The organism is Bacillus mycoides, from assembly GCF_018742245.1.
In the GTDB taxonomy this organism is placed as follows: domain Bacteria; phylum Bacillota; class Bacilli; order Bacillales; family Bacillaceae_G; genus Bacillus_A; species Bacillus_A cereus_U.
On sequence record NZ_CP036132.1, the window covers coordinates 90,001 to 113,495 of the forward strand.

Sequence of the window (23,495 nt, forward strand, 5' to 3'; positions counted from 1 at the left end):
GAGTGAAAGAGATCCTGAAACCGTGTGCCTACAAATAGTCAGAGCCCGTTAATGGGTGATGGCGTGCCTTTTGTAGAATGAACCGGCGAGTTACGATCCCGTGCGAGGTTAAGCTGAAGAGGCGGAGCCGCAGCGAAAGCGAGTCTGAATAGGGCGTTTAGTACGTGGTCGTAGACCCGAAACCAGGTGATCTACCCATGTCCAGGGTGAAGTTCAGGTAACACTGAATGGAGGCCCGAACCCACGCACGTTGAAAAGTGCGGGGATGAGGTGTGGGTAGCGGAGAAATTCCAATCGAACCTGGAGATAGCTGGTTCTCCCCGAAATAGCTTTAGGGCTAGCCTTAAGTGTAAGAGTCTTGGAGGTAGAGCACTGATTGAACTAGGGGTCCTCATCGGATTACCGAATTCAGTCAAACTCCGAATGCCAATGACTTATCCTTAGGAGTCAGACTGCGAGTGATAAGATCCGTAGTCAAGAGGGAAACAGCCCAGATCGCCAGCTAAGGTCCCAAAGTGTGTATTAAGTGGAAAAGGATGTGGAGTTGCTTAGACAACTAGGATGTTGGCTCAGAAGCAGCCACCATTTAAAGAGTGCGTAATAGCTCACTAGTCGAGTGACTCTGCGCCGAAAATGTACCGGGGCTAAATACACCACCGAAGCTGCGAATTGATACCAATGGTATCAGTGGTAGGGGAGCGTTCTAAGTGCAGTGAAGTCAGACCGGAAGGACTGGTGGAGCGCTTAGAAGTGAGAATGCCGGTATGAGTAGCGAAAGACGGGTGAGAATCCCGTCCACCGAATGCCTAAGGTTTCCTGAGGAAGGCTCGTCCGCTCAGGGTTAGTCAGGACCTAAGCCGAGGCCGACAGGCGTAGGCGATGGACAACAGGTTGATATTCCTGTACCACCTCTTTATCGTTTGAGCAATGGAGGGACGCAGAAGGATAGAAGAAGCGTGCGATTGGTTGTGCACGTCCAAGCAGTTAGGCTGATAAGTAGGCAAATCCGCTTATCGTGAAGGCTGAGCTGTGATGGGGAAGCTCCTTATGGAGCGAAGTCTTTGATTCCCCGCTGCCAAGAAAAGCTTCTAGCGAGATAAAAGGTGCCTGTACCGCAAACCGACACAGGTAGGCGAGGAGAGAATCCTAAGGTGTGCGAGAGAACTCTGGTTAAGGAACTCGGCAAAATGACCCCGTAACTTCGGGAGAAGGGGTGCTTTCTTAACGGAAAGCCGCAGTGAATAGGCCCAAGCGACTGTTTAGCAAAAACACAGGTCTCTGCGAAGCCGTAAGGCGAAGTATAGGGGCTGACACCTGCCCGGTGCTGGAAGGTTAAGGAGAGGGGTTAGCGTAAGCGAAGCTCTGAACTGAAGCCCCAGTAAACGGCGGCCGTAACTATAACGGTCCTAAGGTAGCGAAATTCCTTGTCGGGTAAGTTCCGACCCGCACGAAAGGTGTAACGATTTGGGCACTGTCTCAACCAGAGACTCGGTGAAATTATAGTACCTGTGAAGATGCAGGTTACCCGCGACAGGACGGAAAGACCCCGTGGAGCTTTACTGTAGCCTGATATTGAATTTTGGTACAGTTTGTACAGGATAGGCGGGAGCCATTGAAACCGGAGCGCTAGCTTCGGTGGAGGCGCTGGTGGGATACCGCCCTGACTGTATTGAAATTCTAACCTACGGGTCTTATCGACCCGGGAGACAGTGTCAGGTGGGCAGTTTGACTGGGGCGGTCGCCTCCTAAAGTGTAACGGAGGCGCCCAAAGGTTCCCTCAGAATGGTTGGAAATCATTCGTAGAGTGCAAAGGCATAAGGGAGCTTGACTGCGAGACCTACAAGTCGAGCAGGGACGAAAGTCGGGCTTAGTGATCCGGTGGTTCCGCATGGAAGGGCCATCGCTCAACGGATAAAAGCTACCCCGGGGATAACAGGCTTATCTCCCCCAAGAGTCCACATCGACGGGGAGGTTTGGCACCTCGATGTCGGCTCATCGCATCCTGGGGCTGTAGTCGGTCCCAAGGGTTGGGCTGTTCGCCCATTAAAGCGGTACGCGAGCTGGGTTCAGAACGTCGTGAGACAGTTCGGTCCCTATCCGTCGTGGGCGCAGGAAATTTGAGAGGAGCTGTCCTTAGTACGAGAGGACCGGGATGGACGCACCGCTGGTGTACCAGTTGTTCTGCCAAGGGCATAGCTGGGTAGCTATGTGCGGAAGGGATAAGTGCTGAAAGCATCTAAGCATGAAGCCCCCCTCAAGATGAGATTTCCCATAGCGTAAGCTAGTAAGATCCCTGAAAGATGATCAGGTTGATAGGTTCGAGGTGGAAGCATGGTGACATGTGGAGCTGACGAATACTAATAGATCGAGGACTTAACCATATAATATGAAGCAAATGTTATCTAGTTTTGAAGGAATATGCCTTCAATAGTTTGGTGATGATGGCAGAGAGGTCACACCCGTTCCCATACCGAACACGGAAGTTAAGCTCTCTAGCGCCGATGGTAGTTGGGACCTTGTCCCTGTGAGAGTAGGACGTCGCCAAGCAACTAAAACACGAGTCAAATGACTCGTGTTTTTTCGTGTTTCTTTTTATAATTCATAGTAATTTGAAAAATCTTTACTTAAAGAATCGTCCTTTTGATTAAAGACTGGGAAATGTGGCTAGGATAGTGAATAAGCAAAAGAGTTGCAAATTTTTTTAATACGTATATAATTAAAGTCAAAGATAGTCAAAGTCAATAAAGGTGGCGGATAAATGAGAAATATATCTGATATCATTGAGAAATATCTAAAGCAAGTTATTGACTTAAGCAATAATAATGTGATTGAAATCAAGAGGAATGAGATCGCTGATCGATTCGATTGTGTGCCGTCTCAAATCAACTATGTAATCAATACCCGTTTTACGTTAGCAAGAGGATTTGTAGTAGAAAGTAAACGAGGTGGAGGAGGTTACATTCGCATTATAAAAGTCAAATTGCATGATGATATAGACATTATTGATCAAATGCTTCATATGATTGATCATAGTGTCGCGCAAGGAAATGCAGAAAGCATGATTATACGTTTAATGGAAGAAGGTATCATAACAAATCGTGAAGCTAAACTTATGTTAAGCGTACTAGATCGTTCTGTATTATTAATGGATGTTCCCTCTCGGGATGAACTTAGGGCTCGAATATTATGCGCAATGTTAAGAACACTGAAATATAAATAAATATAACTTTTGTTAAGAATGATAACTAAGATAATGCAGTTTAATATTGTAGGAATTTTGAAAGATGACATGTGCTTTTACTAAATGGATTAAGGAAAGAGAACAATCTAGTAATGTATGAAAAGTAGCATGCGATAGATCGTTCCTGTTGTAAAGGTGGGGGATAGCGATGACTTGTCAAAACTGTAATATGAGACCAGCAACTTTACATTATACAAAAGTAATCAACGGAAAAAAGGCGGAAGTTCATCTTTGCGAGCAATGTGCAGAACAAAGTGGCTATACGTCTTTCTTTCAATCACCGCAGTCTAATTTTTCATTCCATGACCTATTAGCCGGATTATTGCATGGTGAACCAGCAATGTTTGAAGAAGGGCAAGATGCATTTTCAAATACAAATATATCAAGATGTCCAAATTGTAAGATGACATATGAACAATTTACAAAAGTGGGACGCTTTGGATGTGCTTCTTGTTACGATACATTTAAGGGGCATTTAAAACCATTGTTAAAACGTCTTCACGGTGGGCATACAGATCATTGTGGAAAAATTCCTGAACGTATAGAAGGAAATATCTACTTAAAGAAAGAATTAGATGAACTAAAACTCAATCTGAAACAATATGTACAGAAAGAGGAATTTGAGAAAGCGGCTGAAGTACGAGATAAAATTCGAGGTCTTGTAAATCAGCTTAGTGAGCATAGAGAGGGGGAATAGTTCTATGTCACTGGACAGAATCATGAATGAAGCGATTAGTCCATGGATGAAGGGGGATGGCCCTGATTCTGATATTGTTTTAAGTAGTCGAATTCGTTTGGCTCGTAATTTTAAAAAATATCAATTCTCTACTATGCAAAACGAGGAAGAAGCTCAACGGATTCATGAGTTATTTAAGAAGAAGTTTATAAATAAACCTGTAGAACCTTTTGGGGAGTTTGAACTATTAAAAATGAATGAATTAAATCCTCTTCAAAGGAGAGTTTTAGTTGAGAAGCATTTAATTAGTCCAAATCTTGCAGGAACAGAATACGGAGCATGCCTACTATCAGAAAGTGAACATATAAGTATCATGCTTAATGAAGAGGATCATGTTAGGATTCAGTGCCTATTTTCAGGTTTACAGTTATCAGAGGCGCTTCAAAGTGCCAATCAAATAGATAATTGGATCGAGGAACAGGTTGAATATGCTTTTGATGAATCGCTTGGATATATTACGAGTTGCCCCACTAACGTCGGTACAGGATTAAGGGCTTCGGTAATGATTCATTTGCCGGGACTGGTTTTAACGAAAAGAATTAACCGTATTATACAAGTAATTCAAAAATTAGGGTTAGTAGTAAGAGGAATATACGGTGAAGGTAGCGAAGCGTTAGGTAATATATTTCAAGTGTCAAATCAAATGACACTAGGGAAATCAGAAGAAGATATTATTGCAGATTTAAAGAGTGTCATTCAACAAATCATCCATCAAGAAAAAGTGGCTAGAGAATTAATTGTACAAAATTCAAGTATTGAGCTTGAAGATAAAGTATATCGTTCTTACGGAATACTAGCAAACAGTCGTTTAATTCAATCTGCAGAAGCAGCCACTTGCTTATCAGATGTACGACTTGGTATTGACTTAGGGTATATACAAGGTATATCGAGAAATATTTTAACTGAGTTAATGGTTCTTACTCAACCGGGCATTTTGCAACAATATGCAGGAGGAGCTCTAGGACCAGAAGAAAGAGATTATCGAAGAGCAACCTTAATCCGTGAGCGATTACGAATTGAACAAAATTAAGCGCAAGTAGGAGGCGATTTCTATGATGTTTGGAAGATTTACAGAACGAGCACAGAAAGTATTAGCTTTATCTCAAGAGGAAGCAATTCGCATTGGGCATAATAATATTGGAACAGAACATATTTTACTTGGGCTTGTACGCGAAGGTGAAGGAATTGCAGCAAAAGCGTTAATTGCTCTTGGATTAAGTCCAGAGAAAGTTCAAAAAGAGGTAGAAGCATTAATTGGACGTGGAACGGAAGCTTCTCAAACAGTACATTACACACCTCGTGCTAAAAAAGTTATTGAGTTGTCTATGGACGAAGCTCGTAAATTGGGCCATTCCTACGTTGGAACAGAACATATTTTACTTGGTTTAATCCGTGAAGGTGAAGGTGTAGCAGCACGTGTTTTAAATAATTTAGGTGTAAGCCTAAATAAAGCAAGACAACAAGTGTTACAACTCCTTGGAAGTAATGAAGCTAGTTCAGGTCACCAAGGTGGTTCATCAACAAATGCGAATACACCTACACTTGACAGTCTAGCACGTGATTTAACAGTTGTTGCACGTGAAAATCGTTTAGATCCTGTTATTGGACGTAGTAAAGAAATTCAACGTGTAATTGAAGTGTTAAGCCGTAGAACAAAAAACAATCCAGTATTAATTGGAGAACCTGGTGTAGGTAAGACAGCAATTGCGGAAGGATTAGCACAGCAAATTGTAAATAATGAAGTTCCTGAAACTTTAAGAGATAAGCGTGTTATGACATTAGATATGGGTACAGTTGTTGCTGGAACAAAATATCGTGGTGAATTTGAGGATCGTTTAAAGAAAGTGATGGATGAGATTCGCCAAGCTGGTAACATCATTCTATTTATTGATGAGCTTCATACGTTAATTGGTGCAGGAGGGGCGGAAGGTGCAATTGATGCATCGAATATTTTAAAACCATCTTTAGCACGTGGTGAATTACAATGTATTGGTGCAACAACTTTAGACGAATATCGTAAATATATTGAAAAGGATGCGGCATTAGAAAGACGTTTCCAACCAATTCATGTTGATGAACCAAACTTAGAAGAATCAGTTCAAATTTTAAAAGGTTTACGTGACCGTTATGAGGCGCATCACCGCGTATCTATTACAGATGATGCAATCGATGCGGCTGTAAAACTTTCAGATCGTTACATTACAGACCGTTTTTTACCTGATAAAGCAATCGATTTAATTGATGAGGCTGCATCAAAAGTGCGCTTACGTTCTTATACAACACCGCCAAACTTAAAAGAGCTTGAAGTGAATCTTGAGGAAATTAGAAAAGAAAAAGATGCAGCTGTACAAAGCCAAGAATTTGAAAAAGCTGCTTCCTTACGTGATATGGAACAACGTTTACGTGAAAAGTTAGAAGATACAAAGCGTCAGTGGAAAGAGAAACAAGGACAAGAAAACTCAGAAGTAACAGTAGAAGATATTGCAAATGTCGTTTCCACATGGACACGTATTCCAGTTTCTAAACTTGCACAAACAGAGACAGATAAATTATTAAACTTGGAATCAATTTTACATGATCGTTTAATTGGGCAGGATGAAGCAGTTGTAGCTGTGGCAAAAGCTGTTCGTCGTGCGAGAGCGGGATTAAAAGATCCGAAACGTCCAATTGGCTCATTTATTTTCCTAGGACCGACTGGTGTAGGTAAAACAGAACTAGCGAGGGCGTTAGCGGAATCTATGTTCGGTGATGAGGATGCAATGATCCGCATCGATATGTCTGAGTACATGGAAAAGCATTCTACTTCTCGTTTAGTTGGATCTCCTCCAGGATATGTTGGATATGAAGAAGGTGGACAATTAACAGAGAAAGTTCGTCGTAAGCCATATTCAGTTGTCTTATTAGATGAAGTAGAGAAAGCTCATCCTGATGTGTTTAATATTTTACTACAAGTATTAGAAGATGGCCGTTTAACAGATTCTAAAGGACGTACAGTTGATTTCCGTAATACAATTGTTATTATGACGTCTAATGTTGGTGCAGACGCATTAAAACGTAATAAACATCTTGGATTTAACGTACAAGATGAGAGCCGCGATTATTCAGATATGAAAGGTAAAGTAATGGATGAATTGAAAAAAGCATTTCGTCCAGAATTCTTAAACCGTATTGATGAAATTATCGTGTTCCATATGCTTGAGAAAAAACATATTCAAGAAATTGTAACTCTTATGGTGAATCAGTTAGTGAATCGCTTAAAAGAACAAGAGATTGAATTGCACTTAACAGAAGGAGCAATTTCAGCAATTGCTGATAAAGGATTTGATCGAGAGTACGGTGCTCGTCCGCTTCGTAGAGCAATTCAAAAACATGTAGAAGATAGACTATCAGAAGAACTGTTAAAAGGTGCCATTGAGAAAGGGCAAAAAGTTATCTTTGATATAGAAGGAGAATCATTTGTCATTCATAGTGCGGAAAAGGTAAAATAAGTATAGACAAACAAAGAGGGCTACGCGATAGCCCTCTTTCTTGTACGAGAAGGATAAACGTTTGTAGATGAAAGTGAAGTGAACTATAAAAGATATGGCTAAAAAGAAAACAAAATTCACATGTCAAGAGTGTGGTTATCAGTCGCCAAAATATATGGGGAAATGTCCTGGATGTGGTAAATGGAATACGCTTGTTGAAGAGATGGAACCAGTTGTATCATCAAGGCGCCTTAATTATGCCAATGCAATTCAATCAGAAGTAACAAAACCAAGACGCTTAACAGAGGTAGAAACAAAGTCTGAGGCGCGTATTGAAACGAAATTTCAAGAGTTTAACCGTGTACTTGGTGGCGGGATTGTAGATGGATCTTTAGTACTTATTGGTGGAGACCCTGGGATTGGGAAATCAACATTGTTATTACAAATTTCATCGCAATTAGCAGATTCTTCATATGATGTACTATACATATCAGGTGAGGAGTCAGCAAAGCAGATTAAACTTCGTGCAGATCGTTTGCATGTAAAGGGTAGTAATCTATTTGTTGTAGCAGAAACTGATCTACAGCGAATTGCAGCGCACATTGAAGAGATGAATCCAGCTTTTGTTGTTATTGACTCTATTCAAACGATACATTTACCTGAAGTGACGTCAGCCCCAGGAAGTGTAGCGCAAGTACGTGAATGTACAGCGGAATTAATGAAACTTGCAAAAACGAAAGGGATTCCTATTTTTATCGTCGGACATGTGACAAAAGAAGGGGCAATTGCAGGACCACGTATGCTAGAACATATGGTTGATGCAGTTCTTTACTTTGAAGGAGATCGTCATCATACATATCGTATTTTGCGAGCTGTGAAGAACCGTTTTGGTTCCACAAATGAAATGGGTATCTTTGAAATGAAGGAACTAGGTCTTGCAGAAGTACTAAATCCTTCTGAAATTTTCCTTGAGGAACGTCCAGTTGGAGTTGCAGGATCCACAGTGGTTGCTTCAATGGAAGGAACAAGACCGGTTTTAGTAGAAATACAAGCATTAATCTCCCCTACTAGTTTTGGAAATCCTCGAAGAATGGCGACGGGAATTGATCATAACCGCGTTTCACTTATTATGGCAGTGCTAGAAAAAAGAACAGGTTTATTGTTGCAAAATCAAGACGCGTATTTAAAAGTCGCGGGTGGCTTGAAATTAGATGAACCAGCAATCGATTTAGCTGTTGCCTTAAGTATTGCTTCAAGTTTCAGAGATAAAGCTACTGCACCAACCGATGCGGTAATAGGAGAAGTAGGCCTAACTGGAGAAATAAGAAGAGTATCAAGAATTGAACAACGTGTACAAGAAGCAGCAAAATTAGGATTTCAACGTGCTATTATTCCTAGAAAAAATTTGGGAGGATGGACAATTCCAGATGGGATTGAGGTAGTAGGTGTTTCTAATTTAGGAGAGGCGCTTCGTTTGACATTAGGAGGCTAGGCTATGGAGGAAAACAAGCAACGTGTCAAAAGTATGATTAACATTCTACAGCTCGTTGCCCCAGGAACACCACTACGCGAAGGGATAGATAACGTACTTCGTGCGCAAACTGGAGGGCTAATTGTTCTTGGGTATAATGAGCAGATTAAAAGTATTGTTGATGGAGGATTTCACATTAATTGTGCATTCTCACCGGCTAGTTTATATGAATTAGCAAAAATGGATGGGGCACTTATTTTAAATGAAACTGGGAGCAAAATTTTAATTGCAAATGCACAATTAGTTCCAGATCCATCCATTGATTCTATTGAAACAGGTATGCGTCACCGAACGGCAGAGCGTGTAGCAAAGCAGACGGCTAGCCTTGTTGTGGCTATTTCACAAAGACGTAACGTAATTACACTATATCAAGGGAGCTTACGTTATACACTAAAAGATATAGGTGTAATTTTAACAAAGGCAAACCAAGCTATTCAAACGTTAGAAAAATATAAAGCTGTATGGAATGATGGGATTACGAATTTGGGCATTCTAGAATTTGAAGAGGTCGTTACAATGTCCGAGGTAGTTCACGTTTTACATAGTGTTGAAATGGTACTGCGTATTAAAAATGAAATATTGAGCTACATTCATGAGTTAGGAACGGAAGGAAGGTTAATTCGTTTACAACTTACAGAATTACTAGCCGACTTAGAAGCAGAGGCAGCGTTATTAATTAAGGATTATTATCAAGAAAAAACGCAGGATCACCATCAAATTTTGAAAAAGTTACAAGATCTTGCAAATACACAGCTTCTAGAGGATAGTGATTTAGTTAAATTGCTTGGCTATCCAGGGCAAATGAGCTTAGAAGTAATCGTGACACCGAGGGGATACCGAATCGCAAGCAAAATTTCTCGTGTTCCACCACTTATCATTGAAAATTTAATTAATCGATTTAAAACGTTACAAGGTGTTTGTCGTGCAACTATTAATGAATTGGATGATGTGGAAGGAATTGGGGAAGTTAGGGCGAAGAAAATACGAGAGGGCCTAAAAAGAATTCAAGAGCATCTCTATATGAGTAGACACAATTAAGAATATTACATTGATTCCATAATATAACGACACTAGAACATTTTTGGTATATGATATGGTATATTGGTAAATAAAACTATTTACAAAAAAACACGTCCGCTTTTGCATTCGGCGTTTTGATTAGCAAAACAATGGTTAATAATGAGTAGGAGGTGGTTGGATGTTAAAAAGGATCGTACAGCTCTTCTTTTTAGTGATCGGGGGAGCGTTAGGGATTTTTCTAATCCCAAAAGTTATTAATGTATTGGACGTCGGTGCTGTTCCTTGGCTTGAGGGATCGTACGTTCGTGCAATTATTGGTGCAATTATTTTATTTTTAACAACATTTTGGCTTGTGGATTATATTGTTCAACTTATTAAACATATCGAAGAAGCCCTTGTAAAGGCACCGGTAGCGGATGTTTTATTTGGTACATTAGGGTTGATCTCTGGTCTTATTGTTGCATATTTAATTTTGATACCAATTCGTGAATTCACGATTCCAGTCATTAGTACAGTATTACAAGTGTTCTTTACTCTTTTACTTGGTTATTTAGGATTCCAAGTAGGATTTAAAAAGAGAAATGAATTGCTAGGATTATTTACATTACCCCAGCGCGGAGGTAAGAAGAAAAACAATAGCGAGAACGAAGAGGTAGAGGTAGAAAAATCTACAACTCATTGGAAAATTCTCGATACAAGTGTAATTATTGATGGACGTATTGCGGATATTTGCCAAACGAAGTTTTTAGAAGGAACAATTGTGATTCCACAATTCGTATTAGAAGAGCTTCAGCATATTGCCGATTCTTCTGATGCTTTAAAGCGTAATCGTGGTCGCAGAGGATTAGACATTTTAAATCGTATTCAAAAAGAGCTACCAATTCCGGTGGAAATTTATGAAGGCGATTTCGAGGATATCCAAGAAGTGGATAGCAAGCTTGTAAAGTTAGCGAAAATCACTGGTGGAACTGTTGTAACAAATGATTTCAACTTAAACAAAGTATCTGAATTACAAGGAGTAACAGTGTTAAACATTAACGATTTAGCAAATGCAATTAAACCAGTCGTACTCCCTGGCGAAGAATTAAGTGTTTATGTTGTAAAAGATGGTAAAGAGCAAAATCAAGGTGTTGCATACTTAGATGATGGTACGATGATTGTAGTAGAAGACGGTAGAGAATTTGTCGGTTCGCAACTTAATGTACTAGTTACAAGTGTGTTGCAAACATCGGCTGGTCGTATGATTTTCGCAAAACGTAAATTATTAGAAAAAGCATTATAAGTAGAGGACTATTAATATGTATACGTTAATTATTCCGGCAGCGGGTCAAGGAAAACGGATGGGTGCTGGCAAAAACAAGTTGTTCTTACTTATAAATGGAGTACCTATCATTGTGCATACATTACGTGCTTTTGAAAAAGATAAAGCATGTAAACGTATTATCATGGCAATTAACGAAGAGGAACGCCCTTATTTTGAGGAGTTAATGCAGAAGTATCCGGTTGAAAAGCAGGTGCAATTTATTCAAGGCGGGGCCGAAAGACAAGATAGTGTGTATAATGCGCTTCAGTATGTGAGTAGTGTTGAGTATGTTCTCGTACACGATGGTGCGCGCCCGTTCGTAACGAATAAGATGATGCAAGATGTATTAACTGCAGCAGAGAAATATGGTGCTTCCATTTGTGCGGTGCCAGTGAAGGACACCATTAAGAAAGTAGAACAGGGTGTTGTTGTTGAAACGGTAGAACGTTCTCAGCTTAAAGCGGTTCAAACACCACAAGGATTTTCTGTTCCTCTTTTATTAGAAGCTCATAGAAGTGCAAAGCAAAGTTGTTTTCTTGGTACAGATGATGCAAGTCTCGTAGAACGTGTCGGGAAGCAAGTAGGCGTAGTAGAGGGGAGTTACTATAATATCAAGGTGACGACTCCAGAGGATTTACTAATTGCTGAAAGCTTCCTTCATGTTCAGAAGAAATAGAAGTGATGGTATTATAGTAAAGAAAAGCTCGGCCGTTGCCGGGCTTTTCTTTATAGAGATAGCAATATAATATAGAATTCATAAAGTAGTTTAGATTGAGGAGGATGTAAAGAATGTTTCGAATTGGACAAGGTTTTGATGTGCATGAATTTGCGGAAGGTAGACCGTTAATTATCGGCGGAATTACAATTCCTCATGAAAAAGGATTAATCGGTCACTCGGATGCAGATGTATTGTTACATACGATTGCTGACGCATGTCTAGGAGCAATTGCAGCAGGAGATATTGGAAAACATTTTCCTGATACAGATCCTGCCTTTAAAGATGCGGATTCAGCCGTGTTGTTACAAAAGGTTTGGGAGTTTGTGCGTGAACAAGGTTATGAACTAGGGAACCTAGATTGTACAATTATTGCCCAAAAGCCAAAAATGGCACCGCATATTGAAAGCATGCGTAAACGCATTAGTGAACTATTAGAAACGTCTATTGATAATATTAATGTAAAGGCAACAACAACAGAAAAATTAGGATTTACAGGTAGAGAAGAAGGGATTGCTTCTCAAGCGGTTGTTTTATTACAGAAAAAATAGTGGTTTTTAATTCGTAAGATGGATAATCACGTTTTTTTGGTGTACAATTATAGAATGTGTTGACATTAAGATTGGAAGGTGTACCAATTATGGAAAAGCAAGTGAGAGTGCGCTATGCGCCAAGTCCAACAGGACACTTACATATCGGAAATGCGCGTACGGCATTATTTAATTATTTATTTGCTCGTCATCAAGATGGTAAGTTTATTATTCGTATTGAAGATACTGATGTGAAACGTAATGTTGCTGGTGGAGAAGAAAGCCAATTAAAATACTTGAAATGGCTCGGTATGGACTGGGATGAGGGTGTTGATGTTGGTGGTGAATTTGGACCATATCGTCAAACAGAGCGTTTAGATATTTATAAAAAATTATATGAAGATTTATTAGAGCGTGATTTAGCTTACAAATGTTATATGACAGAAGAAGAGCTAGAGGCAGAGCGTGAAGGTCAAATCGCTCGTGGTGAAACACCGCGTTATGCAGGAAACCACCGTGATTTAACTGAGGAGCAAATTAAAGGATTTGAGGCTGAAGGCCGTATTCCAAGTATTCGCTTCCGTGTGCCGGCTGATAGCGACTACACGTTTAAAGATATCGTAAAAGATGAAGTTGCATTCCATTCAAATGATTTTGGTGATTTCGTTATTGTGAAAAAAGATGGAATTCCAACTTATAACTTTGCGGTAGCGGTAGATGATCACTTAATGGAGATTACACACGTACTTCGTGGTGATGATCATATTTCAAACACGCCAAAACAAATGATGATTTATGAAGCTTTCGGTTGGGATATTCCGAAGTTCGGTCATATGACTTTAATTGTAAACGAAAGCCGTAAAAAGCTAAGCAAGCGTGACGAATCTATTATTCAATTTATTGAGCAATATAAAGAGCTTGGATATCTTCCAGAAGCAATCTTTAACTTTATTGCATTACTAGGTTGGTCACCAGTAGGTGAAGAAGAAATCTTCTCTCAAGATGAGTTTATCAAAATGTTTGATGCAGCTCGTTTATCAAAATCACCTGCATTATTTGATTCTCAAAAACTAAAATGGATGAACAACCAATATATGAAAAAACAAGATTTAGATACGGTTGTTGAACTAAGCTTACCGCATTTAGTGAAAGCGGGTCGCGTAGGTGAAAACTTAAGTGAACAAGAACAAGCATGGGTTCGTGATGTAATTGCTTTATATCATGACCAAATGAGCTTTGGAGCTGAAATTGTAGAGCTTTCTGAAATGTTCTTTAAAGATCATGTTGATCATGAAGAAGAGGGACAAGAAGTATTGAAGGGTGAACAAGTACCTGAAGTACTTCGTACATTTGCCGATCAATTAGAAGCTTTAGAAGCAATGGAGCCAGCAGCAGTTAAGGCGGCTATTAAAGCAGTTCAAAAGGAAACAGGACATAAAGGTAAAAACCTATTTATGCCAATCCGTGTTGCTACTACTGGACAAACACATGGTCCAGAGCTTCCTAACGCTATTGCTCTTCTTGGAAAAGAAAAAGTTTTAAATCGTATTCAAAAAGTAATTGGTTAACATTTTCTAGGTTTAGCAATATAATAAGTATACCTAAAATCTAATAAGGAAAAGCGACGAGAAGGAGAAGTAGAAAATCAGGCTTTTTACAGAGAGAACCACCCTTAGGCTGGAAGTGGTTTATAAGCGGATTTTTGAAATGCCCCTTCGAGTCTTCTGTTGAACAGCGAAGTATTTCGCGGAACGTCTTAGGGCGCAAAGTAAACAGAAGCGGTGTAAACCGTTATCATGGATGAGTTTGAGGCTTCTTTAGCCTAAACAGAGTGGAACCGCGCTTAAAAGGCGTCTCTGTCTATATGACAGAGGCGTCTTTTTTTTATACCATGTAAATGGGCGTGAGTATAAGTTTTATCCCCTTGTATAAAGATTTAGGGGGAGTTAGGGGAGTTAGTTCACTCGAAAAAAGCAGCCCATAAAGGGGAGGGAACATCGATGTTTAAGAGGCTTCGGGAAGATATTGAAGTCGTTTTTGAACAGGATCCAGCGGCACGAAGTTATTTCGAAGTCATTTTAACTTACTCTGGATTACATGCAGTTTGGGCCCATCGAATTGCACATGCTTTTTATAAAAGGAATTTTTTCTTTATGGCACGTTGGATTTCGCAAGTTAGTCGTTTTTTTACTGGCATTGAGATTCATCCAGGAGCAACTATTGGTCGTCGTTTTTTCATTGATCATGGAATGGGGGTTGTAATTGGCGAAACGTGTGAAATTGGCGAAAACGTAACAATTTATCAAGGTGTCACATTAGGTGGTACAGGTAAAGAAAAAGGAAAGAGGCACCCTACAATTCAGGATAATGTATTAATTGCAACAGGTGCTAAAGTACTAGGTTCTATTACTGTTGGAGAGAATTCTAAAATTGGAGCAGGATCTGTCGTGTTGAAGGAAGTTCCTGCACATTCTACAGTTGTAGGTATACCTGGCCGAGTCGTTATTCAAAATGGAGTAAAGATTGGTCAAGAATTAAATCATTCTGATCTTCCGGATCCGATTTTTGATAAATTAAAGGTTATGGAAGCAGAACTTGATAAATTGAGAAAGCAACTCGAAGTAAAGGTAGAAAGGAAGGATAAAAATGACTATTCACATTTATAATACGTTAACGCGTCAAAAAGAAGAGTTTATGCCATTAGAAGAAAATAAGGTGAAGATGTATGTGTGCGGACCTACAGTGTATAACTACATTCACATTGGGAATGCAAGACCACCTATGGTATTTGATACAGTACGCCGTTACTTAGAATATAAAGGATATGATGTGCAGTATGTATCTAACTTTACTGACGTGGATGATAAATTAATTAAGGCGGCAAATGAATTAGGTGAAGATGTGCCAACAATTGCAGATCGTTTTGTTGAAGCTTACTTTGAAGATGTAACGGCACTAGGTTGCAAGCACGCAACGGTTCATCCACGTGTAACGGAAAATATGGATATCATTATTGAATTTATTCAAGAACTTGTGAATAAAGGGTATGCATATGAATCAGAAGGTGATGTGTACTTTAAAACGAAAGAATTCGAAGGTTACGGTAAATTATCACATCAACCAATTGCAGACTTACGTCACGGTGCACGTATTGAAGTAGGAGAAAAGAAACAAGATCCTCTTGACTTTGCTTTATGGAAAGCTGCGAAAGAAGGAGAAATCTTCTGGGAAAGCCCTTGGGGGAAAGGACGCCCAGGGTGGCATATTGAATGCTCAGCAATGGCGCGTAAATATTTAGGGGATACAATTGATATTCATGCTGGTGGTCAAGATTTAGCATTTCCTCATCATGAAAATGAAATTGCGCAGTCTGAGGCGTTGACAGGAAAAACATTTGCACGTTATTGGATGCATAATGGATATATTAATATTAATAACGAGAAGATGTCTAAGTCGCTTGGAAACTTCATTTTAGTTCATGATATCATCAAACAATATGATCCGCAGTTAATCAGGTTCTTTATGCTATCGGTACATTACCGTCACCCAATTAACTTTAGCGAAGATTTATTGCAAAGTACGAATAATGGACTAGAAAGAATTAAAACAGCTTACGGTAACTTAAAGCATCGTATGGAAAGTAGTACGGATTTAACGGATCATAATGAAAAATGGTTAGCTGAAATGGAAAAATTCCAGGTTGCATTCGAAGAAGCGATGGATGATGATTTCAATACGGCTAATGCGATTACTGAATTATATAACGTAGCAAATCACGCAAATCAATATTTGTTAGAAGAACATACTTCTAAAGTTGTAATTGAAGCGTATGTAAAACAACTTGAAACATTATTTAGTATTTTAGGATTGGAATTAGCGCAAGAAGAGTTGCTTGATGAAGAAATTGAAGCACTAATCCAAAAGCGTATTGAAGCTCGTCAAAATCGTGACTTCGCATTATCTGATCAAATTCGCGATGATTTAAAAGGACGTAATATTATTTTAGAAGATACCGCTCAAGGTACAAGATGGAAAAGAGGATAAGAATGATTGATGCAAAGCAATTGAACAGCTTAGCGTTAGCATATATGGGTGATGCGGTATATGAACAATATATCCGCTATCACCTCCTTCAAAAAGGGAAAGTTCGCCCTAATCAATTACATCGCTTAGGGACGGGCTTTGTTTCGGCAAAAGCACAGGCGAAAGTTGTTTATCATTTATTAGAGACGGCATTTTTGACAGAAGAGGAAGAGGCGGTATTAAGAAGAGGGCGTAATGCAAATTCGGGTACTGTTCCGAAAAATACAGATGTACAAACATATCGATACAGTACAGCCTTTGAAGCGCTAATCGGTTATCATCACTTGTTGAATAATCGTGAAAGATTGGACGAGATTGTATATAAGGCGATTGACGTTTTGGAAGAAAAGGAAGGGAGCACATCATCATGAGTAGTGAATATATTATCGGACGTAACCCTGTAATTGAAGCTTTAAGAGCGGGGCGAGATATTAATAAAATTTTGGTAGCGGAAGGTGCTGCCAAAGGACAAGTGCAGATTGTACTAGCATTAGCAAAAGAGAATAAGGTTATTTTGCAACACGCACCAAAGAAGAAGTTAGATCAATTGGTTGAGGGAAATCATCAAGGTGTAATTGCTCAAGTAGCTGCATATCAATATGCTGAGTTAGAGGATTTGTTTAAATTAGCAGAAAAACGTAATGAAGATCCGTTCTTCTTAATTTTAGATGAAATTGAAGACCCGCATAACTTAGGTTCTATTATGCGTACTGCGGATGCAACAGGGGCTCATGGGGTTATTATTCCGAAAAGAAGAGCGGTGGGACTTACAGCGTCAGTTGCGAAAGCGTCGACTGGGGCAATTGAATATATTCCTGTTGCACGTGTAACGAATTTATCGCGTACAATTGATGAATTAAAAGAACGTGGACTTTGGATTGCTGGTACAGATGCCAAAGGGAAAACAGATTACCGTAATTTAGATGGTAATATGCCAATCGGACTAGTAATTGGTAGTGAAGGAAAAGGTATGAGTCGTATTATTGGTGAAAAGTGTGATTTCCTAATAACTTTACCGATGGTCGGTAAAGTTACATCCTTAAATGCTTCAGTAGCTGCAAGTTTGTTAATGTATGAGGTATATCGTAAACGTCACGAAATTGGTAAATAAAAAATGGACGATATTTTAATCGTTGACGGTTACAATATTATCGGAGCTTGGGGAGACTTGAAGAAACTGCGGGATGTAGATTTACAATCATCAAGAGACGCACTTATTGATAAGATGGCGGATTATCAAGGCTATACAGGCACAAAGGTAATGATTGTCTTTGATGCCTATACAGTCTATGGTATTGAAAAAAAGATGAAACAATCGCGGGTGGAAGTAATATTCACGAGAAAGAAACAAACTGCAGATGAAAAGATAGAACAACTTGCGATTGAGCTTAGAAATATAAATACACAAATATACGTTGCAACTTCGGATTATACGGAGCAATGGATTATATTTGCGCAAGGTGCACTTCGAAAATCTGCGCGTGAATTAGAGTTAGAAGTACAAGCGATGGAACAACAAGTAAGAAGGCGTACAAAAGACACGAAAGAAAAGCAACCCGCCATGCGAAAGATATTTAGTGAAGATATTACAGAAAAATTAGAAAAATTAAGAAGAGGAGAGCGTTGAAGCATTGACGCTCTTTATCTTTTTACTGTATAATATTGCTAAATATATAGCGGTCGGAGGGATCAAGGTGGAAGCAGGCTTCGTAAGTGTAGGCGACGTTACATTTCGTGATTTAGAGGATGAGGCAATCGTTGAGTTAGTTCGAAAAGGTAATACTGACGCTCTAGAATATTTAATTCACAAATATAAGAACTTTGTTCGCGCGAAATCAAGATCTTATTTCTTAGTGGGTGCCGATCGAGAAGATATTGTTCAAGAAGGCATGATTGGATTGTTTAAAGCCATTCGTGATTATAAAGGGGACAAGCTGTCTTCGTTCAAAGCATTTGCTGAACTGTGTATCACTCGACAAATTATTACCGCTATTAAAACAGCAACAAGGCAAAAACATATTCCGTTAAATTCGTATGTGTCTTTAGACAAGCCAATTTATGATGAGGAATCTGATCGAACATTATTAGATGTTATTTCGGAATCGAAAGTAACTGATCCAGAAGAGATGATTATCAGTCAGGAAGAATATACAGACATAGAATCGAAAATATCTGAATTATTAAGCGATTTAGAAAGAAAAGTGCTATCTTTATACTTAGATGGTCGTTCCTATCAAGAAATTTCAGAACAGTTAAACAGGCATGTGAAATCTATTGATAATGCTTTACAGCGGGTAAAGAGGAAACTGGAAAGATATATGGAAATGAGAGAGAGTACAACCTTAAATTCATAGTAAGTGTTGCAGGTGTGAAATATGTCACCTGTTTTCTTTTTGTAAAGAGTACAAAAGGCATGTCATTGACATTGTCTTTTGTTGTATGATACATTTTTAGGGACAATGTTACAAGGTTGGTGTAACTAATGAGGAAAAAAGTTGTACTCTCATGTGAAGAGTGTAAAAATCGAAACTACTCTACGATGAAAGATACGAGCTCAGTAGAGCGACTTGAGATAAAGAAATTTTGTAAAACATGCAATAAGCATACAGTTCACAAAGAAACAAAATAAATAATTGAAATAATACACTGGAGGTCCCGTAGATGCGTTTAACGAACTTTTTCGGCGATGTAGGTCGCGAAATGAAAAAAGTAAGTTGGCCTAAAAAAGATGAATTACTCCGCTCAACAACGACTGTTATTGCGACAGTTGTGTTCTTTGCGATTTTCTTCGCAGTGGTTGATATGGGCATTTCTTCTTTAATTCGGTTAATTCTTGGTTAATTCTTGAATAAGAAGCACTTATCCATGATATAATGTTATTTATAAGAACTGTGTAAAAGCCCGGTGAACGGGTTTTTTCATTTGCGCAAAAAAATGTACGTCAGGGAGGGAAGGACGCTCGTCCTAAATGAATGGAAAAAAGTTGGTATGTTGTCCATACTTATTCTGGATATGAAAATAAAGTAAAAGCAAACCTAGAGAAACGTGTAGAATCAATGGGTATGCAAGATAAAATTTTCCGTGTTGTTGTCCCGGAAGAAGTAGAAGTAGAAATGAAAAATGGTAAAGAAAAAATAACGAAAAGAAAAGTGTTCCCAGGTTACGTATTAGTAGAACTAATCATGACTGACGATTCTTGGTATGTTGTTCGTAATACGCCAGGTGTAACAGGTTTTGTCGGTTCTTCTGGTTCAGGATCTAAACCATCGCCTCTATTAGAAGAGGAAGTTGTTACCATCATGAAGCATATGGGAATGGACAATGAAGTGGTTGATTTCGAATTTGAACTTCATGAAACAGTGCGTGTAAATGAGGGGCCATTCGCGGATTATACAGGTGCGATTGAAGAAATTGATGTGGAAAAGAAAAAAGTTAGCGTGCTTGTAGACATGTTCGGTCGCGAGACTCCGGTTGAACTTGATTTCCATCAAATTGAAAAATTATAAAATGAAACTTGAAATGAATTGTAAAAAGTGATAATATCTTTTAAGTCAGTACGTCTTCGGTAACGGAGACGTTTTTTGAAAAAGATTTTATCATTATGATAAAATATGAAGTGGGAGGGCAAATCACTGCCCAATTGACCACATCACGGACTTAAGGAGGTGTGTCTCGTGGCTAAAAAGGTAATTAAAATGGTAAAACTTCAGATTCCTGCAGGTAAAGCTAATCCAGCTCCGCCGGTTGGTCCAGCATTAGGACAAGCAGGTGTTAACATCATGGGCTTCTGTAAAGAGTTTAACGCTCGTACAGCTGATCAAGCTGGTCTTATCATCCCTGTTGAAATTACGGTATTTGAGGACCGTTCATTCACTTTCATTACTAAAACTCCTCCTGCTGCTGTTCTTCTTAAGAAAGTAGCTGGTATTGAGTCTGGTTCTGGTGAACCAAACCGTAATAAAGTGGCAACTGTTAAGCGTGATAAAGTACGCGAAATCGCTGAAACTAAAATGCCTGACCTAAACGCTGCTAGCGTAGAAGCTGCAATGCGTATGGTTGAAGGTACTGCGCGCAGTATGGGCATCGTTATCGAAGACTAATTCGATTTGTTTTTTGTAAAAAAGGTTGCGGGTCTGGAATTCCAATTCGCAACCTTTATTATCGTAAATGATTATCATTTTTAAATAAATGGATGGGCGCACATCCTCGGGGGTTCCCGGAATGAAGGCGTAAACGTGGGAGGTTATTCCGCTAAAACCACATTCAAGGAGGAAACAAACATGGCTAAAAGAGGTAAAAAGTACGTTGAAGCTGCGAAGCTTGTTGATCGTGCATCTGCTTACTCTGCAACAGAAGCAGTAGAATTAGTAAAGAAAACAAACACAGCTAAATTTGATGCAACTGTAGAAGCTGCATTCCGTTTAGGTGTTGACCCTAAGAAAGCTGACCAACAAATTCGTGGTGCAGTTGTTCTTCCACACGGTACTGGTAAAGTACAACGTGTATTAGTATTCGCTAAAGGCGAAAAAGCAAAAGAAGCTGAAGCTGCTGGCGCTGAATTCGTAGGCGATGCTGATTACATCGGTAAAATCCAAAAAGGTTGGTTCGATTTCGATGTAGTAGTAGCAACTCCTGACATGATGGGTGAAGTTGGTAAACTTGGTCGTGTATTAGGACCTAAAGGTTTAATGCCAAACCCTAAAACTGGAACAGTTACTTTCGATGTAACTAAAGCTGTTAACGAAATCAAAGCTGGTAAAGTTGAATACCGCGTTGATAAAGCTGGTAACATCCACGTTCCAATCGGTAAAGTATCTTTCGAAGATGCTAAATTAGTAGAAAACTTCAAAACAATTGCTGACACGCTACAAAAAGCTAAGCCAGCTGCTGCAAAAGGTACTTACATGAAGAACGCAACTGTTGCTTCTACAATGGGACCTGGCGTACGCGTAGACGTTTCTACACTTGCGTAAAAATTGGAAGTTGACTTCATAAAGAAGTTTTAATATAATCATTTATGTTGTGAATTTTAATAGTGTACCGTAGACAGTAGGAGTCGATTCGACTTAATTCCCTACCTAGGTGTTAATATACGAAGCGGAATCTTTTTTCTGTGACTATATGCCTCCATGTCTACAAGTTGGGCATGGAGGTTTTTAGTGCACTTTCGGTACATCTTCTATATAATCTACAGGAGGTGTAATAACATGAGCAAAGTAATCGAAACTAAACAACAAGTTGTAACTGAAATCGCTGAAAAACTTCGCGCGAGTAAATCTACAATTGTTGTTGACTACCGTGGTTTAACAGTTTCTGAAGCAACAGAATTACGTAAAAACTTACGTGAAGCTGGCGTTGAGTTCAAAGTTTACAAAAACTCTTTAACTCGTCGTGCTGCAGAGTCTGCTGAAATGGCTGAGTTAAACGAATTCTTAACAGGACCAAACGCAATCGCGTTCAGTAACGAGGATGTAGTTGCTCCTGCGAAAGTATTAAACGACTTCGCTAAAAATCATGAAGCTTTAGAAATTAAAGCGGGCGTAATCGAAGGTAAACTTGTAACACTTGATGAGGTTAAAGCTATCGCTACTCTTCCATCACGTGAAGGCTTACTTTCTATGCTTCTTAGCGTTCTTCAAGCTCCAATCCGTAACCTTGCACTTGCTACTAAAGCAGTTGCAGATCAAAAGGAAGAGCAAGGCGCTTAATTTTTTAAAAGATAATTACTTGTTATCTATAAAACAATACAAACCTATTTAAGGGAGGATATTTACAATGACTAAAGAACAAATCATTGAAGCAGTTAAATCTATGACTGTATTAGAACTTAACGACTTAGTAAAAGCTATCGAGGAAGAATTCGGCGTAACTGCTGCTGCTCCTGTAGCTGTAGCTGGTGGCGCTGGTGAAGCTGCTGCTGAGCAAACTGAATTTGACGTAGTACTTGCAAGTGCTGGCGCTCAAAAAATCAAAGTTATCAAAGCTGTACGTGAAATCACTGGTCTTGGCTTAAAAGAAGCTAAAGAATTAGTTGACAACACTCCAAAAGCAATCAAAGAAGGCGTTACTAAAGAGGAAGCTGAAGAAATGAAAGCTAAACTTGAAGAAGTTGGCGCTGCTGTAGAAGTTAAGTAATTAACTTTTGGTGCTTTAAAAAAAGCTCGCTCTCATGCGAGCTTTTTTTTTAACTGTAAAGAAAAGAGGTGGCCATATGGCAGACCATTATTTTTCTAACGACCCTTCTAGTAAAAGTGATCGTAAACGATGGGAAGTTACACTTCGTGAATCTCGATTTACTTTTTTATCTGACCATGGGGTGTTCTCGAAAAACGAAGTGGACTTTGGTTCTCGTCTTTTAATTGAAGCGTTTCAAATGCCAGATGTTAAAGGTAATGTGTTAGACGTAGGATGTGGGTACGGTCCAATCGGTTTGTCGTTAGCGAAAGAGTTTCAAAATCGTGAAATTCACATGGTGGATGTGAATGAAAGGGCCTTGGGACTTGCAAAAGAAAATGCCGCTAATAACAGAATTGAAAATATACGTATTTTGCAAAGTAGTGTCTATGAAAATGTAGATGGCAAGTATGCTGCTATTCTATCTAATCCTCCAATTCGTGCTGGTAAAGATACCGTGCATGAGATTTTAGAAAAGGCTGTGGAGTATTTAGTTTCAGGTGGAGAATTGTGGATTGTTATTCAAAAGAAACAAGGTGCGCCATCTGCGCTGAAAAAACTAGAAGAAGTATTTTCTGAAGTTGAAGTTGTAGAAAAGAAAAAAGGATATTATATCATAAAATCAAAAAAGCGTTGACGGTTATTTTTGGCTATGTTAACATTATACAATGCCAATATATGATTTTCTGCGTTGA

At 39.1% G+C, this 23,495-nt stretch carries 24 protein-coding genes, 2 rRNA genes and 2 other annotated features (1 of these 28 running past the window's edge); all 26 genes read left to right on the forward strand.

Annotated features, from left to right (window positions below; genetic code table 11):
• Nucleotides 1–2,381, forward strand: a 23S ribosomal RNA gene (locus tag EXW56_RS00500) (it extends 541 nt beyond the left edge of the window).
• A gap of 50 nt (nucleotides 2,382–2,431) precedes the next feature.
• Nucleotides 2,432–2,547 (forward strand): 5S ribosomal RNA (rrf, locus tag EXW56_RS00505).
• 211 nt (nucleotides 2,548–2,758) lie between these two features.
• Nucleotides 2,759–3,220, forward strand: a complete 462-nt coding sequence (gene ctsR / locus EXW56_RS00510) for a transcriptional regulator CtsR (RefSeq protein ID WP_002202060.1) — start codon at nucleotides 2,759–2,761, stop codon at nucleotides 3,218–3,220.
• 169 nt (nucleotides 3,221–3,389) lie between these two features.
• On the forward strand, nucleotides 3,390–3,938 hold the full coding sequence (locus EXW56_RS00515) for a protein-arginine kinase activator protein McsA (RefSeq protein ID WP_002113290.1): 549 nt from the start codon (nucleotides 3,390–3,392) through the stop codon (nucleotides 3,936–3,938).
• A 4-nt stretch (nucleotides 3,939–3,942) separates the two neighbouring features.
• Nucleotides 3,943–5,007 (forward strand): protein-arginine kinase McsB, encoded by a 1,065-nt coding sequence (locus EXW56_RS00520; RefSeq protein WP_002202059.1) that lies wholly within the window; start codon nucleotides 3,943–3,945, stop codon nucleotides 5,005–5,007.
• A 22-nt stretch (nucleotides 5,008–5,029) separates the two neighbouring features.
• Entirely contained in the window at nucleotides 5,030–7,465 is a 2,436-nt protein-coding gene (gene clpC, locus EXW56_RS00525) for an ATP-dependent Clp protease ATP-binding subunit (RefSeq protein ID WP_215557795.1), read from the forward strand.
• 94 nt (nucleotides 7,466–7,559) lie between these two features.
• Complete coding sequence (gene radA / locus EXW56_RS00530) at nucleotides 7,560–8,936, forward strand: DNA repair protein RadA (protein WP_002113294.1); 1,377 nt, start codon at nucleotides 7,560–7,562, stop codon at nucleotides 8,934–8,936.
• A 3-nt stretch (nucleotides 8,937–8,939) separates the two neighbouring features.
• Entirely contained in the window at nucleotides 8,940–10,013 is a 1,074-nt protein-coding gene (disA, locus tag EXW56_RS00535) for a DNA integrity scanning diadenylate cyclase DisA (protein ID WP_215597121.1), read from the forward strand.
• A gap of 160 nt (nucleotides 10,014–10,173) precedes the next feature.
• Nucleotides 10,174–11,277 carry a PIN/TRAM domain-containing protein gene (locus tag EXW56_RS00540; RefSeq protein ID WP_002113296.1) on the forward strand — a complete coding sequence of 368 codons (1,104 nt, stop codon included), beginning with the start codon at nucleotides 10,174–10,176 and terminating at the stop codon, nucleotides 11,275–11,277.
• 16 nt (nucleotides 11,278–11,293) lie between these two features.
• Nucleotides 11,294–11,974, forward strand: a complete 681-nt coding sequence (gene ispD / locus EXW56_RS00545) for a 2-C-methyl-D-erythritol 4-phosphate cytidylyltransferase (protein WP_002202057.1) — start codon at nucleotides 11,294–11,296, stop codon at nucleotides 11,972–11,974.
• A 113-nt stretch (nucleotides 11,975–12,087) separates the two neighbouring features.
• The gene (gene ispF, locus EXW56_RS00550) at nucleotides 12,088–12,564 is read left to right on the forward strand and encodes a 2-C-methyl-D-erythritol 2,4-cyclodiphosphate synthase (protein WP_000488386.1); all 477 of its coding nucleotides are present in this window, start codon (nucleotides 12,088–12,090) and stop codon (nucleotides 12,562–12,564) included.
• An 89-nt stretch (nucleotides 12,565–12,653) separates the two neighbouring features.
• Nucleotides 12,654–14,111: a glutamate--tRNA ligase gene (gltX, locus tag EXW56_RS00555; protein WP_002113298.1), complete on the forward strand. Its 1,458-nt coding sequence runs from the start codon at nucleotides 12,654–12,656 to the stop codon at nucleotides 14,109–14,111.
• A gap of 47 nt (nucleotides 14,112–14,158) precedes the next feature.
• Nucleotides 14,159–14,404 (forward strand) — a binding site (T-box leader).
• 139 nt (nucleotides 14,405–14,543) lie between these two features.
• Nucleotides 14,544–15,209 (forward strand): serine O-acetyltransferase, encoded by a 666-nt coding sequence (gene cysE / locus EXW56_RS00560; RefSeq protein ID WP_002113299.1) that lies wholly within the window; start codon nucleotides 14,544–14,546, stop codon nucleotides 15,207–15,209.
• Nucleotides 15,190–16,587 (forward strand): cysteine--tRNA ligase, encoded by a 1,398-nt coding sequence (cysS, locus tag EXW56_RS00565; protein WP_002091500.1) that lies wholly within the window; start codon nucleotides 15,190–15,192, stop codon nucleotides 16,585–16,587. Before cysE ends, cysS begins: the two co-directional genes overlap by 20 nt.
• A gap of 2 nt (nucleotides 16,588–16,589) precedes the next feature.
• On the forward strand, nucleotides 16,590–16,997 hold the full coding sequence (locus tag EXW56_RS00570; RefSeq protein WP_002113302.1) for a Mini-ribonuclease 3: 408 nt from the start codon (nucleotides 16,590–16,592) through the stop codon (nucleotides 16,995–16,997).
• Entirely contained in the window at nucleotides 16,994–17,737 is a 744-nt protein-coding gene (rlmB, locus tag EXW56_RS00575) for a 23S rRNA (guanosine(2251)-2'-O)-methyltransferase RlmB (RefSeq protein ID WP_002091503.1), read from the forward strand. Before EXW56_RS00570 ends, rlmB begins: the two co-directional genes overlap by 4 nt.
• A gap of 3 nt (nucleotides 17,738–17,740) precedes the next feature.
• Entirely contained in the window at nucleotides 17,741–18,253 is a 513-nt protein-coding gene (locus EXW56_RS00580) for an NYN domain-containing protein (protein WP_002113304.1), read from the forward strand.
• Nucleotides 18,254–18,320: 67 nt separating this feature from the next.
• On the forward strand, nucleotides 18,321–18,980 hold the full coding sequence (locus tag EXW56_RS00585) for an RNA polymerase factor sigma-70 (protein ID WP_002009799.1): 660 nt from the start codon (nucleotides 18,321–18,323) through the stop codon (nucleotides 18,978–18,980).
• Nucleotides 18,981–19,108: 128 nt separating this feature from the next.
• On the forward strand, nucleotides 19,109–19,255 hold the full coding sequence (gene rpmG / locus EXW56_RS00590) for a 50S ribosomal protein L33 (RefSeq protein WP_012260172.1): 147 nt from the start codon (nucleotides 19,109–19,111) through the stop codon (nucleotides 19,253–19,255).
• A gap of 32 nt (nucleotides 19,256–19,287) precedes the next feature.
• On the forward strand, nucleotides 19,288–19,467 hold the full coding sequence (gene secE / locus EXW56_RS00595; protein WP_002009797.1) for a preprotein translocase subunit SecE: 180 nt from the start codon (nucleotides 19,288–19,290) through the stop codon (nucleotides 19,465–19,467).
• Nucleotides 19,468–19,598: 131 nt separating this feature from the next.
• Nucleotides 19,599–20,132, forward strand: a complete 534-nt coding sequence (gene nusG, locus EXW56_RS00600; protein WP_002009795.1) for a transcription termination/antitermination protein NusG — start codon at nucleotides 19,599–19,601, stop codon at nucleotides 20,130–20,132.
• A gap of 168 nt (nucleotides 20,133–20,300) precedes the next feature.
• A complete protein-coding gene (gene rplK, locus EXW56_RS00605; protein ID WP_001085872.1) occupies nucleotides 20,301–20,726 on the forward strand; it encodes a 50S ribosomal protein L11 in 426 nt (141 codons plus the stop codon).
• A gap of 180 nt (nucleotides 20,727–20,906) precedes the next feature.
• On the forward strand, nucleotides 20,907–21,599 hold the full coding sequence (rplA, locus tag EXW56_RS00610; protein ID WP_002009792.1) for a 50S ribosomal protein L1: 693 nt from the start codon (nucleotides 20,907–20,909) through the stop codon (nucleotides 21,597–21,599).
• Between the two features lie 49 nt (nucleotides 21,600–21,648).
• Nucleotides 21,649–21,794, forward strand: a sequence feature (ribosomal protein L10 leader region).
• A 39-nt stretch (nucleotides 21,795–21,833) separates the two neighbouring features.
• Nucleotides 21,834–22,334 carry a 50S ribosomal protein L10 gene (rplJ, locus tag EXW56_RS00615; RefSeq protein ID WP_002009790.1) on the forward strand — a complete coding sequence of 167 codons (501 nt, stop codon included), beginning with the start codon at nucleotides 21,834–21,836 and terminating at the stop codon, nucleotides 22,332–22,334.
• Between the two features lie 67 nt (nucleotides 22,335–22,401).
• Entirely contained in the window at nucleotides 22,402–22,761 is a 360-nt protein-coding gene (gene rplL / locus EXW56_RS00620; protein WP_002009788.1) for a 50S ribosomal protein L7/L12, read from the forward strand.
• Between the two features lie 76 nt (nucleotides 22,762–22,837).
• The gene (locus EXW56_RS00625) at nucleotides 22,838–23,437 is read left to right on the forward strand and encodes a class I SAM-dependent methyltransferase (protein WP_002113314.1); all 600 of its coding nucleotides are present in this window, start codon (nucleotides 22,838–22,840) and stop codon (nucleotides 23,435–23,437) included.
• Nucleotides 23,438–23,495: the final 58 nt, after the last annotated feature.